The organism is Spirosoma aureum (genome assembly GCF_011604685.1).
Taxonomy (GTDB): Bacteria; Bacteroidota; Bacteroidia; order Cytophagales; family Spirosomataceae; genus Spirosoma; species Spirosoma aureum.
Map to the genome: position 1 here is coordinate 3422476 of NZ_CP050063.1, position 14190 is coordinate 3436665.

The window sequence follows — 14190 nt, forward strand, 5'->3', positions numbered from 1 at the left end:
AGCAAAGACACCGAAGTAATTTGGTGTACTAACTCGGCAAGTTGGTGATATTTTTCGTCTAATTACTGACGAACTTATCAACTGGTGAGTTATTTTGGTTAAAATACTTCGCGGGCAATTTTCATGATGTTATCAGCTTTCCCCATCGTGTAAAAATGCAGGACAGGAGCCTCATGTGCGATTAATTCCCGGCATTGCTGAATACTCCACTCTATACCTACCTGCCGTGCCTGCTGGTCATTTTCACAGGCCTCAATCGCTTTTACAAGATCGTCCGGAAGATGTAAATGGAAGAGCTTGGGCAAGATCTGGAGTTGTTTTCGGGTGCTTATGGGTTTCAGACCTGGGATAATCGGAACCGTAATACCGGCATGTCGACAGCGTTCGACAAAATCAAAATATTTTTGATTATCGAAAAACATCTGCGTGACGATGTAGTCGGCCCCTTTGTCGATTTTATGCCTGAGGTAGTGAAAATCAATATCGTGGTCGGCGGCTTCAAAGTGTTTTTCGGGATAAGCCGCTACGCCGATGCAGAAATTGCTGGAAGCCAGTGGTGTATCTTCCTCATGGAGGTAAATACCCCGGTTCATATTGGCGACTTGCTCTACCAGTTCGCTGGCGTAAGTGTAGCCGTTTTCTTTCGCCTTAAATGTCGAAAAAGGCTTGGCTGGATCGCCCCGTAAAACCAGGGCATTATCGATGCCAAGGTAATGCAGATCGATCAGAAAATCTTCGGTTTCTTCCCGCGAGAAACCTCCGCACAGAACATGCGGCACCGGATCGACACCAAACCGATGCATAATGGCTGAGCAGATACCAACCGTACCGGGCCGTTTGCGCGTTACGATTTTCTGGATCGTTCCATCGGGTAAAGGGCGCTCAATGTATTCTTCGCGATGATAGGTAACGTCGACAAATGGGGGCTTGAACTCCATCAGGGGCTCAATGTTATCGAGCAGGTTTTTCAGATTGTCGCCTTTGATGGGCGGAATTACTTCAATCGAAAAAATAGGTTTGCCATTGGCGGCTTTAATGTGATCGGTAATTTTAGTCATTCAATAAATTGCTTAACCCTTATTTCGTGAATCGTTGAAGACCAGCCAGATAAATGACTACCAGCAGTTGCGACGATAAAATGAACGCTATACAAATGATCAGCTGACCGCGTTCTGTTGAAACAAGGCGTGAAATACCACCAACGCTAAAAGCACACGTGGCTAAAACGAACAGGCAGTTACGGGCCCAGCGAGCCAGACCCTTTTTATCAATAATAGCCGCCTTATCAACATTGGATAGCAAATCTGTTCGCTCAAAGCGCCCGATAATCATCCCCAACAGGGCGATAAAAAGGCCAATACTGAAGAAGATCGTGCTCATCGCCTACAAAATGGTTGCTACCGCGAAAACACCAATAGCCGTGCGTTGATTCCAGTAGCTGAGCCATTGTTCCAGGGTTGAATCGTGAGCCGCTGGCTAATGCCTGTCTGCTTTTTGACTTCGTGTAATTTCGGAATCCACCAGCCCGCCAACGAACCGAATGCTGCTCCTACCAAAATATCGCTCGGAAAATGGTAGCCAGCTTCATACCGCATCAGGCTGGTTGTTGACGCCAAGCCAAGCATGACGACCCAGACTACGGGCTTTAGTTTTGAATTTGGATAGAAATGCCGAAACATTTCGGAGGCAAAAACTGCCGAAGCAAAAGCGGTTCCTGCGTGCCCCGAAAAGAATGATTGACGGCCATTGGGAGCTAATTTGGGGTCTAATGGCGCATCAGGATTGTATACATATGGCCGCGTTCGCAGAACAATATTTTTAACGGTCTGTTGAATCAGCGTGGGTAAAGCCAATACTTCGATGTACATCAACGGCACCGTTGCCCAGTTTTTATGCCGAAATAACGTTGGGAGGGCAATCAATCCAGTCGCGACAAAATTGGCGGTCAGGGTCTGATCACTCACGCGAAACGCATCGGGCGACCATTTATACGTGGCGCTTCGGTCGAAGGCATTGACCTGGCTCCGATCAAAGCGGCTAAGGTCATTTACTGTAAATGGCTGAACCTGTTGTTCAAGCAGGAGGGAAGATACACCGGAAACCGCCACCAGCCCCAGTAAGGTAGCCTCTGTTTTCCAGCTAAGCCGATACGGATTCGGTCGTTGATGAGTGGTTGGTTGTGAAAGTGTATCCTGCCCCTGCGCAACTGACAGTTGCAGCAATAACAGGAAGGGGAAAATTGTGCGGTTGGCTCTCAAAGGGAACGGTGTTTATGTCGCTAATTTACGGATAAACCCGAAACCTTTAGTGAAGTCGAAGGCGGGCATAGAGTCCTGTTGCGGAACCACTGCTCCACGGCTGAATATCGAGTCGACGGCCCAAATCGCTCCGGTTTTTGACTTCGTGCAATTTGGGGACGCCCCAGCCCACCAGTGACCCAAAGGCAGCTCCCACCAGCAAATCGCTTTGGTAGTGCCGGCCGCTCTCGTAGCGCATGACACAGGTTGCACTGGCCAGGCCCAGGGTGCCGATCCAGACAACTGCTTTTAACTTCGAGTCAGGAAAATAATGCCGGAACACCTCGCTTGTAAAAACTGCCGAAGCAAAAGCTGTAGTGGCATGTCCCGAAAAAAATGATTGTCGGGCATCACGGGTGAGTTTGTTCTCCATCGGAACATCGGGATTAAACACGAAAGGCCGGGGCCGCTGCGAAAGGGCTTTCACAGTACTTTCAACCCCATTGGCCAGTAGCAATGTCTCCAGATACATAATACCCACTGTTTTAATGTCCTGGCGCATCGGTTTAGTGCCGAGCGTTAGCAAAACAGGCAGAGCCACATTGGTGTACAAAGTAAAGTCGCTGACCCGAGCGATAGATGGGTCCCAGTGTTTTGTGGCACCTCGATCAAAGGCATTAATTTCGTCCCGATTTAACGCATTTACCTGGTCTGGTGTGAGTGGATCAACCGATTGGTTAAGCAGTATCGATGCGCCATAAGTGGCTACACCAGCTCCAAGAAGACTAATTTCCACTCCTTTTTTGAGTTGATAAGGAGAGTCGGACGACTGGGCCGTAAGCCGCTGAGGACTGATCGTTTGTGCCGTGCCAATCAACGATTGAAGCGTCAGCCAAACCAATAAAACGGGTGTTGAGCGAGTCAACCGAAAACCATAGATCATAAACGAAAAACTATAAACTGTTAAGTGATTCGGACAACGGTTGGTTCATCAGCTAAATAAACCAACCGACCTTCAACTTCAGGGAAGCCCATGTCACGGTATAAACTTGTAAAATACTTTAATGAATCCGTCGGGTTAGGAGTTTGGGCGAGGGCAGAGTCCGACGAAAGTCCGGGTAGTGATTCATACTGTACAAGCACAACACTACCGTCCGGGTAATAAACAACGCGGTGAGGGGCTCCGTGAATACGTTTGTTGCTCAAAATACTGCGATCCGTATCAATTCGCAGGGTCGGGTCGAAGAGGGGCGCTAAGGAGGGATGCGAGATAATGGCGGTTAACGCCTGTTTTAAATCGGCACATTCGGCGTTGCGGACCAGCCCTTCACTGACGAGCTGACGGAGTGTTCGATCAATACTTTCAGAACCTTTGATCAGGCTCAATGCGGCACAGAGTTTTCGATCCCGTTCGCGCGTGCGTTCAAACGTGGCGACATCGAAAACGCGTTCTGCCTGTCGGCGAAGTTGTAAATCCTGTCCGCGATGGCCGCTAATGACGTCATCTAAAAAAATTTCATCAATATCTTCCTCAACCTTCTGATGCGGAAATGCATCGGCACACAGGCTGATTTCATAACTCAATTGACCATCCTGCCAGGCACAGCCGCAGGTACGGGCAACTTCACTATCGCGCAGGAAAGCGTGCAACCAGTGACTAATCGTATTTTGCTGACCTTTACTGAAATCTTTGGCTTCACTGATAATATAAAGCCGGTCGGTTGGCCGGGTGAACGCTACGTAGAGCAGGTTCATGTTTTCCAGAAACGTACGTGTCAGTTCTTCTTCGTATTGAGCAGCAATCGATTCGGGCGCTCCACGTAATTTACTGGTTGTATTGGCGGGGGCCGATGTAAGTCGTATAAGTTTGCCCAAACCATTTTCGTGGGTGAGCATGTCGGTTCGAATTTCCGTCAGATCAAGCCAGATAGTACTGTCGTTGATGGGTTCGACTTTCCAGTTGGCAAACGGAATGATAACGACGGGAAACTCAAGTCCTTTGGAACGGTGGATGGTCTGGATGCTAACGGCGTTGAGGGCGTTTCCCTCAACGGATACTTTCTGACGGACGCTGTCCCAGTAAACCAGAAAATCGCTAAGATGCCCGCTGCGCTTCTGATTGAACGTCAGGACTTCATCCAGAAACCGGAATAAAAAAGGGTTGTGTTCAGCCTGACTGAATAAATTGAACTGAGCGGTTAATCGCTCGGCCAGTTCATAGGGATTAAGTTGCCCCAGCACATAGGGGTCGAGCGGATACCCCTGTGTAGTTAGATAGGCATATACCCCCAGTGAATCACCTTCGGCCACCCGTTGAAGCTCTTCGGTCAGGGCATCGTCCGGAAAAACACCCCGAACAACCCGATGGAAGAGATACAGGAGCTCGTAGCGCAACATTTTCTGGTCAGGTTGCTGAAGCAACTGCATCAGCGTAACGATCCATTTGACCGGCTCCGAGAATTCCAGCGAGAGCGAATCCGCTGAAACCAGCGGAATTCGTCTGGCATTCAGCTCATTGGCTAATGCTTTGGCATGTGCTTTTTTGCGGCAGAGGATAGCAATATCGCCGTATCCGTACCCATCTGCCAGCGCCTGTTCCAGATGGGTGATTGTCTGATCAAGCATGAGTGCTGTAAGGTCGGCCTCGTTGTCCTCATGTTTTGCGACGAAATCAATCTGTACATGACCAGCCTTGCGGGCGTCGGGTTGTGCTTTCTGGTGAAACTGCTGTTCAGTATCGAAAACGTCGGCGAGTTTTGGGTACTGGTGTTCGAATTTGCGGGCTGTAAACTCAAAAAAGTCATTGTTGAATCGGACGATCGGCTCGGCACTGCGCCAATTTGTATCGAGCATTTCATCCTGTAAGTGCCCATCGAGCATATCGATCCGATCGGCCGTCCACGACCCCGGATTATGAGCCAGTCTGAGTCCCTCAAGGTCTTTCCGGTGCAGGGCTACAATTTGATCCATATCACCACCCCGGAAGCGATAAATGGCTTGTTTCCCATCGCCAACGGCCAGGTTGAAATGTTCGGCACCCAGAGAATTTTCGATCAATGGCAGAAGATTCGCAAATTGCAAGCGCGATGTATCCTGAAACTCGTCGATCAGAATATGATTGTATTTGGTGCCAAGCCGTTCGTAAAGAAACGGCACTGGTTCCGATGCGACAATGCTAAGAATTTTCTTGTTGAACTCTGAAATATGTACCCGCCCGTCTTTACGTAACAGATCATCGAACTCAATCCGCATCTGTTTCAGGAGGGCGAGCTTCTGGAGGTGTGGCAACAGGCAGTCGAACAGAATTACCTGCCGCCCGTTTGTATCCCGTATGGTATTGATTTGCGAAATGCAGTCGCACAGTTCTGCGGCCATACCATCAATCATCGCCTGAATTGGCAACGGCGTTTTCTTGCCGTACCAGTCACCATTGTTGAGGGCATTGTAGACGCGTGTTCCGGCTTCTTTTTTGGCGTTGCCTTCGGCGATGGCTTTTAAATAGCCACCTACACCGCTGGCTCCATAACTGAAGTCGGTTTCGTCGAGTCCCGCGTCGGTAATTAATTTCCAGGCACGTTGCCCTTGCCCGATAATTGCGGCTTCAACCTCCTGGTTGTGGTTCAGTAACTGGATTCGGATGTTTCGTAAAGCGCCCGGCGATAATTCCTGAGCGGCATTAACGGCTTCGTAGAACTGGTCGGAGGTCAGGTTTTTGCCAAACTCTTTCAGCAACTCAGGAAGTTGGTTCCAGCTTTTGCCTTCGGCTGCCGTATGGGTATAATACTCACTCAAAATGGTCGTAATCTCGTCCATTTCGTCGGTGCCTGCCTTCTCGATGAGATTATCGATGGCCAGTTCGAGCACTTCGTCGGTGTCTAATTCTACCTCAAACGAATAGGGGAAGCCTAGCTCATCCGTAAACGCCATAACGACGCGCTGCGTGAACGAATCGATTGTGGTGACGCTGAAATCGGCGTATCGGTGCAGAATAGTCTTGAAAACCGAGTCTGCTTTTCGACGAAGATCAGCCTTGGCAATGTCAAAAGCAGACTCGCTGGCTGCATGAACGCCATATAGCTCAATGACTAACTCGTCTAAGAGCGGTAATTCCTTGCCTCCGGCAATGTCGGCCAGTCGTTCAAGAATTCGGTTCTTCATTTCATTGGCAGCCGCATTCGTGAATGTTACTGCCAGAATATGCCGGAAATACCCGTCCTGCTCATTTGGCCGTAGGGCCAGCTTGAGGTATTCTTTGGTGAGCGTGTACGTTTTGCCCGACCCGGCCGAAGAACTATAAATCTTGAACATACGAGCAAAGAGTTAGGAGTATGGAGAATTCTGACGGGTCTTCTCGCTCCTAACACCTGATTCCTAACGTCTAAAAGTTATACCGCAACCCCAAACCCGTATTGAGGTTCAGGAAAAATGGAGCCTGGAGAAGTTCGACGTAAACGCCTGTTTCCAGAAAGAAAGAGTACGGTTTACTTGCCGGAAAAAACTCCAGACCGCCAATACCTGATCCGCCTAACGACAGTGCATTTTCATATTCGCCATTGAGCCGGGGTGGGTAATAACGACGCGTGTTGATTTGGCCACCAAAGCCATAATAGGCTCGAATACTTTCACTTTTGCTCAGGGCCGTGTGCCACAGGTAATGCCCCTGTATGGCCAGCCCAACGCTCTTGTAGTCGCCCGAACGATAGCTGCGTTTGGTTCCGTACAGGCCGCCATAGGTGCCAATATTGAGATCGAATGCATGGTTGTTGCCGAAGTATTTCCGAACATTGACGCCCGACGGCTCTCCGATCCGAAAACCCACCGACCAATTGTTATACTGTGCCTGTGCCTGATTTGGCACCATTAACCAGCCTATTAGAGCGAGTGTTACAAGCAGAATCGATTTTCCCATAGAAATGATAGCAAGCTACGAATTTGATACTAATGTCGATTGGGTGGCCGGATCTTCGGTAGTCATGTGACGAAGTGTTTCTATAAGGCGCTCATTTTCAGCAGCTGTTCCCACTGAGATCCGTAGGCAACCATCACACAGCTTCACCTTCGAGCGATCGCGAACAATCACCTGCTGATTAATCAGATAGTCGAATGTTGCTTTCGCATCGTCGAATTGAACCAGCAAAAAGTTCGCATCCGATGGGTGAATAACCTCCACAAATGGCAAAGAACGCAGATTTTCGGCCAAAACCGCTCGTTCGGCTAAAATCTTAGTAACCATATTGTCCTTTTCAGCTTCACGGCTTAGAGCTTCGAGCGCTAACGCCTGTGTGGGAGCGGATATGTTGTAAGGCGGTTTAATTTTGTTCATCACACCGATCAGCTCTTCCGACGCGAAGCACATGCCTAATCGTAGTGCCGCCAAGCCCCAGGCTTTTGAGAATGTTTGAAGAACAACCAGATTGGGGTACCTATCCAGTTCACTTGTCCAGGAAGGGGTGCTGGCAAAGTCAATATAGGCTTCGTCGACAATCACCAGCGAGTGGTCAGCAATGTCGAGAATTGTTCGGATCGCATCGGCCTGGAGCAGATTGCCCGACGGATTATTTGGTGAACATAGCCAGATGAGCTTCGTTTTTGGGGTAATTGACCCAATCACGGCATCTAAATCTACCTGAAAATCGGGCGTCAATGGGACTTTGATAAGCTCAACGTCATTAATATTGGCCGAAACTTCATACATGCCGTAGGTTGGCGGCATGATCAGAATCGAATCTGTACCGGGTGTGCAGGTTGCCCGAACGAGCAGGTCGATGGGTTCATCAGAGCCATTACCCAGAAAAATCTGACTGGGCCGTACGCCCTTAATGGGGGCCAGTTTCTGTTTGATGGCCCACTGGTGCGGGTCTGGATACCGATTGTAATCGCCCTGTGGCGTGGCTGAACCCAGCGGATTTTCGTTTGCATCCAGAAATACTCCCTCTTTTCCCGTATACTCGTCGCGGGCCGATGAGTAAGGCGTAATTGTCAGGATATGAGGCCGAAGGATTGTATTGAGAGTAAACATGAAGAGTAGTTACTAGCTGGTAATTAATTCGTATCGGGTGTTGGTCGCCACCGGAATGAATGGGCGTCGATGGCTCGCATTGTGCACAGGACACCGTTCAGATGGTCGTATTCGTGCTGAACTAACTCTGATAATCCCCAATCCGTTATGTTCCATATATGCGATTGCCAGTTCTCATCCCGATACGACAACGTTAGATTGCGGTGTCGGCGTACACGAACCAGTAAGTTTGGAAAACTCATGCAATCGTCCCAAAGTTCATCGGTTTCGTCGCTAACTGAAACAAATTCGGGATTAATGATGACTTGGGGCCGATCGACATTCAGGTAAATCAACCGCTTCATAATACCTAACTGCGGAGCGGCAATTCCCCGTCCGAACTGATATTTAGCCCGAATCTCTTCCATCACCGAATGTAAATCAGCCACCCAGCCTGAAACCAGCGGCAATTCTGACTCCAGAACGGGTTCGCAGGTTTCATACAGACGCGGGTCACCTAACAGCAAAAGGTCAGCAAGGTGTTTCATTTAAGAATTCGTTTCAAGGTTTCGACCAGCGTATGAATTTCGTCTTCGGTGTTATAATAATGGGGCGAAATACGCAGGGCAGTTGTTGTCATTCCTTTGTGATCGAAGTCCAGAATAGCCGCTTCACGAGGGCTGAGCGAGGTGTTGATACGTTCGGCCTGCAACGCATTTTTTATCTCAACTGCCGATCGTCGCTCCGTGACCAGCGTAAGGATACTAGCCAGCCGTTCCCCCTGATCGAGTAGTCGTACTCCTGGTAGTTCAGCCAGTTGAGTTGACAAGAGTTCAATTAGTTCGGTATTACGCCGGGCAATGTTTTCAAGCCCGATGTTCAGGGCATACCGATTGGCTTCGGCTGCCCCCAGAACCAGCGCATACGGAAACTCCCAATCCTCAAAGCGTTGAGCGGTTGAGACAGGCGTAAATTTGTCCGCAGACTCCCAGGAAGCCCCGCGCAGATCGATAAATAAAGGGGCAAGCTTACTGATCAATACGTTGTCGGAAACGTATAGAAATCCCATTCCACGCGGACCACGCAGGAACTTTCGGTAGGTAGCGGTGAGAAAATCGCAATGAATCTGGGTCACATCTACAGGCAGTTGCCCAACTGATTGACAGGCATCGACCAGATACAACACATCGAATTCCTGGCACAGCTGCCCAATGGCTTCTACGGGCTGGATCAGGCCCGAATTGGTCGGAATGTGTGTAACCGCAACCAGTTTAGGGCGAAGCGTCTTTATTTTCTGTGCCATGTCATTGACCGAAACCCCGCCCAGAGGATCGTCAATAGCCCGAACAACTTTAACGCCGAATCGCTTCTGTAACGACAGAAACGCAAGCTGGTTTGAGACGTAATCGTTGATCGTGGTCAATATCACATCGCCCCGCTCGAACGGAATCGAAGACAATGCCCGGGAGTAAGCATCAGTTGCATTCGCCGTGGCCGCAATGTGATCGGCAGTTGTGTTCAGTAGGTCAGCTGTAGACTGGTAAAATCCCTGAATGGCCTCTTTTCGCTGCTCAGCCGCTTCATACCCACCTCGTTCAGCTTCCAGCATGATGTGGCCAGTAATGGCGTCGATAACCGGCTTTGGCATGAGCGCTGCTCCGGCATTATTAACGTGAATTACATGCTGAACGCCGGGCGTATCGGCGCGCAGGGTGGAAAGATCAAGCATGAGCGGGTCGTATGAATTAAAATCTGGCCGGATTTATTTCTGCCAGGCTAGCCAACCGCAAACTTACGGCCCGCTTATGAGCATCAAGCGATTCTGCTTCGGCCATGGCCTCCACAACTGGCCCCAGATTCTGTAATCCTTCGGGAGTAATGTGCTGAACCGTGATTTTCTTGACAAAACTATCCAGTGAAACCCCACTGTATGCCCGCGCGAAACCGTTGGTGGGCAGGGTGTGGTTCGTTCCCGATGCATAGTCTCCCGCTGATTCGGGCGTATAGTTTCCCAGAAAGATCGAACCGGCATTGACAATCTGCTCCGCCACCGTCTCGGCATTTTTGATGCTTAAAATCAGGTGTTCAGCCGCGTAAGCATTCAGTAAATCAATGGCTTCTTCCTGAGTTTCGACCAGAATTGCCTTGCTGTTTGCTAATGCTCTGGCCGCCAGATCGCGACGGGAGAGTCGGCTCAATTGGGTAGGAAGTACCAGATTGACGAGTTCAATAAGGCGTTTGCTGGTTGAAACCAACAGCACCTGGCTATCGGCACCATGTTCAGCCTGGGATAACAGGTCAGCCGCCACGAATGCCGGAACTGCCGAATCGTCGGCATAAACCGCTACTTCACTTGGTCCGGCGGGCATATCAATAGCCATCCCTTCTTTGGCGACCAGCATTTTGGCGGCTGTAACATATTGATTGCCCGGTCCGAAAATTTTGTAAACCTGCGGAACGGTTTCTGTTCCATAGGCCATGGCTGCAATGGCTTGTGCACCACCAATGCGGAATACCCTCGTAACGCCGACCAGTTTGGCTGCAAAATAAATAGCAGGGTGATTGCTGGGTGTGCAGAGTACAACGTCACGGCAACCGGCCAGTTGTGCCGGAACACCCAGCATCAGAACCGTGCTGAACAGGGGGGCAGTTCCTCCCGGAATATACAGCCCCACTTTCTCAATGCCGACGCTCCGACGCCAGCATACGACACCCGGCATGGTTTCGATTTTTTCAACGGGTTGCTTTTGGCGCTCATGAAACGTACGAATGTTCTGGTACGCCTGACGAATGGCGGCTTTCAGCTCATCGCTCAATTCCGCTTCAGCGGCATCAAGTTCAGTAACGGGAATTTCGAGGCCAGTGGCCGACAAGTCAATCTTGTCGAACTTCTGAGCCAGTTCGATCAGTGCAACATCGCCCCCGGTGCGTACCTGTTCCAGAATCGGAGCAACGGCCGCTTCGATCTGCTGCGTTGACTGCACAGGGCGGGCCAGTAACTCAGGCCATTCGGTGCGATTGGGAAAAGGAATAATGTTCATTTTCTGGAAGCAGGGAGTGAGTAGTGACAATACGCCGTAGCTTCGTTGACTTGCCGTGGCGTATGTTCACCCCTCACCCTTAAGGCTATTTAATAGATCATTTTCTCAATTGGAATCACCAGAATCCCTTCGGCACCCGCGGCCCGAATGGCTTCGATATTTTCCCAGAATTCATTTTCATTCAGCACCGAATGAACCGAACTCCAGCCTTCCGTTGCCAGAGGTGTCACGGTTGGGCTTTTCATACCCGGCAATAAAGACGTAATCTGGTCGAGGGCGTGGTTGGGTGCATTCAGCACAATATATTTGTTATTCTTGGCAGCCTGTACCGACTTAATCCGGAACAGAAGTTTATCGACCAACGCCTGTTTGTCGGCATCCAATTCGGAACGGGAAATAAGAATGGCTTCTGATCGAAAAATGGTTTCGACTTCCTTAAGGCCGTTGCTCATGAGCGTACTGCCTGAACTAACAATATCACAAACCGCTTCGGCCAGGCCAATACTCGGCGCGATCTCGACCGAACCGCTAATTTCATGAATTTCCGCCCGAACCCCCTGACCCGCCAGGTAATTGCCGAGCAGGTTAGGGTATGAGGTTGCAATGTTTTTACCGTCCAGACTCTGAATGCCCGTCCAATCGCTACCACGCGGAATCGCGATCGACAGCCGACACTTTGAAAAGCCCAGTTTATGAACGGTCTGCACCGGGCGGCCCGTTTCAACGGCTACGTTTTCGCCCACGATGCCGAGGTCAGCAACACCATCTTCGACATAGCCGGGAATGTCATCGTCGCGAAGGAATAGAAATTCTGCGGGAAAGTTCGATGAAACGGATTTGAGTTTGCCAGTACCGTAGTCGAAACGGATACCGCATTCTTTAAAAAGCTGGTACGAATCTTCGCTCAGCCGACCGGATTTTTGTAAGGCAATGCGTAATACAGAAGACATTACTGAATGGATGATGTACGATTTAGGAAGTATAATTGACTGAATACGATCCGTAACTCGTTGATTGTAGGATTAAAACCAGCAACCGACGGCTTTAGTGTCGGGCTATGTTTGAATTAAGGGGCAAAAGTAAGGAAAACCGTGGACCAACAGGCGATAGGTCGCAGAATTGACCAGCAGCGGCTTAGCAGCCGTGATGATGGCGACGATGTCGAAATGAAGAAAGGAGTGCCAGTTGGGAAATCATGGACACAAAGGTAGAAAATAAATTGGGTAAGTAGTATAGGGATGCCTGGAAAAGCTCAGGAGATATGTGGTAATTAAGTCGAAATTTCGTTATATTTGTTTCCAAATCAAGCGGTTTGCTGACCGGGAAATCAAGGTCAGCGGTTTTTCACCCTCACTAGCTGTTACCTTGACATTTCAGGAATTTAATCTTCACGACGACCTGCTGGCCGGCGTGGACGCCATGAACTACTTAAAGGCCACGCCCATCCAGGAGCTGGCCATTCCCAAAATCCTCGCCGGACGTGATCTTATCGCCAGTGCGCAGACGGGCACCGGCAAGACGGCAGCCTACCTGATTCCACTGCTCGACCGTATCTCTCACGCTGATCATGATCATACCAGTACGCTCATTCTGGTGCCAACGCGTGAACTGGCCAAGCAAATAGACGAACAGGTTGAAGGATTCGGATATTTTGTTCAGGCCAATAGCATCGCAATTTATGGCGGAGGGAAAGGTGACGATTGGGATAAGCAACGTAAAGCCCTCGAAACAGGTGCCGACATTATTATCGCAACGCCCGGCCGACTCATTGCTCACATGCAACTGGGTTACGTCAATTTCGATAAGATTGATTATTTAGTCCTCGATGAAGCCGATAAAATGCTTGATATGGGCTTCTCGGATGATATTCTCAATATCGTAAACAAGTTACCATCAAAGCGTCAAACACTGCTGTTTTCGGCAACGATGCCCAACAAAATCCGGGAGTTTTCAAGTCGGATTCTGATTGAACCCGAAGAAATACGGCTGGCCGTTTCGAAACCAGCCGCAGGTATCGATCAGCAGTTTTACCTGGCATTCGATAATCAAAAATTGCCTTTATTGGCTCATTTAATTCAAAATAGCCCAACGCCAGTGCAGAGCATGGTGCTGTTTACTTCACGAAAATCGGAAGTGAATGGGATCGTGCGGGCGTTGAGTAAACTAGGATACGAAGCTCGTGGTATTAGCTCCGACCTCGATCAGGACGATCGTGAAGTCGTGCTACGTGATTTCAAGAACAAGGCTTTTCCGATACTTGTCGCTACCGACGTTCTTTCGCGGGGGATTGATATCGATAATCTGACGCATGTGGTGAACTACGACATTCCACGCGATGCCGAAGATTACGTACACCGTATTGGCCGGACAGCTCGGGCGGCAACGACCGGTACTGCCATTACATTCATCAGCGATCAGGACCAGAATCGAATAGTAAGTATCGAAAAACTCATTGAGCGCGAAGTCGAAAAACAGTCTATCACGGAAGAGTTAGGCATGGGTAAATCGCCTGTGTTCGATCCCCGGCGCTTTAGCGGATTGCGCGGAAAAGCCGGTTTTGGCCGGGGGAAAAGTCGGGGCAAAGGACGGGATGGTCAGAAACGACCTGAGAGCGGAGGTGTACCAACCGCAGAAGGCCAGACTGATCGCCGATCGCGGGAAAAGCGAAAACCTCGCCCGGAAGGATCAGCGACGCCAACCGAATCTGTAACGAATTTCGCAGTCGATGGCGAGCCTCGCCCTGTTCTTGCCGAAGGGCAGGTAACGGATAAACCAAAGCGCCGGAAAAAACGTCGTCGCGGGCCAAAGGGCGAAAAACGGGAAGGGAGTGACGCCGGATCTCGTCAGGGGCAGCCCACAGCTTCAGTGCCCGTTGGTGAATAAAATGCAACAAAGCTGATATAGGTAAGCAGGG

The 14190-nt window shown here is 49.8% G+C and carries 12 protein-coding genes; 1 reads left to right on the top strand and 11 read right to left on the bottom strand.

What is annotated here, in order from left to right:
* Nucleotides 1-98: 98 nt before the first annotated feature.
* From metF to hisG, 11 genes are all read right to left on the bottom strand, one after another.
* Complete coding sequence (gene metF / locus G8759_RS13455) at nt 99-1058, bottom strand: methylenetetrahydrofolate reductase [NAD(P)H] (RefSeq protein ID WP_167208758.1); 960 nt, start codon at nt 1056-1058, stop codon at nt 99-101.
* Between the two features lie 19 nt (nt 1059-1077).
* Complete coding sequence (locus G8759_RS13460) at nt 1078-1380, bottom strand: hypothetical protein (RefSeq protein ID WP_167208761.1); 303 nt, start codon at nt 1378-1380, stop codon at nt 1078-1080.
* A 17-nt stretch (nt 1381-1397) separates the two neighbouring features.
* Complete coding sequence (locus G8759_RS13465; protein WP_167208763.1) at nt 1398-2258, bottom strand: phosphatase PAP2 family protein; 861 nt, start codon at nt 2256-2258, stop codon at nt 1398-1400.
* Nucleotides 2259-2304: 46 nt separating this feature from the next.
* A complete protein-coding gene (locus tag G8759_RS13470) occupies nt 2305-3180 on the bottom strand; it encodes a phosphatase PAP2 family protein (protein ID WP_167208765.1) in 876 nt (291 codons plus the stop codon).
* Nucleotides 3181-3200: 20 nt separating this feature from the next.
* Nucleotides 3201-6545: a UvrD-helicase domain-containing protein gene (locus tag G8759_RS13475; protein WP_167208767.1), complete on the bottom strand. Its 3345-nt coding sequence runs from the start codon at nt 6543-6545 to the stop codon at nt 3201-3203.
* Between the two features lie 70 nt (nt 6546-6615).
* Nucleotides 6616-7146 (bottom strand): hypothetical protein, encoded by a 531-nt coding sequence (locus G8759_RS13480; RefSeq protein WP_167208769.1) that lies wholly within the window; start codon nt 7144-7146, stop codon nt 6616-6618.
* Nucleotides 7147-7161: 15 nt separating this feature from the next.
* Complete coding sequence (gene hisC, locus G8759_RS13485; RefSeq protein WP_167208771.1) at nt 7162-8256, bottom strand: histidinol-phosphate transaminase; 1095 nt, start codon at nt 8254-8256, stop codon at nt 7162-7164.
* Nucleotides 8257-8279: 23 nt separating this feature from the next.
* Nucleotides 8280-8783 (bottom strand): peptide deformylase, encoded by a 504-nt coding sequence (locus G8759_RS13490; RefSeq protein WP_167208773.1) that lies wholly within the window; start codon nt 8781-8783, stop codon nt 8280-8282.
* Nucleotides 8780-9964 carry an aminotransferase class V-fold PLP-dependent enzyme gene (locus G8759_RS13495; protein ID WP_167208775.1) on the bottom strand — a complete coding sequence of 395 codons (1185 nt, stop codon included), beginning with the start codon at nt 9962-9964 and terminating at the stop codon, nt 8780-8782. The genes G8759_RS13490 and G8759_RS13495 overlap by 4 nt, the downstream gene beginning before the upstream one ends.
* Nucleotides 9965-9980: 16 nt before the next feature.
* Nucleotides 9981-11276 carry a histidinol dehydrogenase gene (gene hisD, locus G8759_RS13500; RefSeq protein ID WP_167208777.1) on the bottom strand — a complete coding sequence of 432 codons (1296 nt, stop codon included), beginning with the start codon at nt 11274-11276 and terminating at the stop codon, nt 9981-9983.
* 89 nt (nt 11277-11365) lie between these two features.
* Nucleotides 11366-12226, bottom strand: coding sequence for an ATP phosphoribosyltransferase (gene hisG / locus G8759_RS13505; protein WP_167208779.1), 861 nt, complete (start codon nt 12224-12226; stop codon nt 11366-11368).
* A gap of 469 nt (nt 12227-12695) precedes the next feature.
* On the opposite strand from hisG, the gene G8759_RS13510 reads away from it, so the two are divergent.
* Nucleotides 12696-14159 carry a DEAD/DEAH box helicase gene (locus G8759_RS13510; protein WP_167218931.1) on the top strand — a complete coding sequence of 488 codons (1464 nt, stop codon included), beginning with the start codon at nt 12696-12698 and terminating at the stop codon, nt 14157-14159.
* Nucleotides 14160-14190 lie beyond the last annotated feature (31 nt).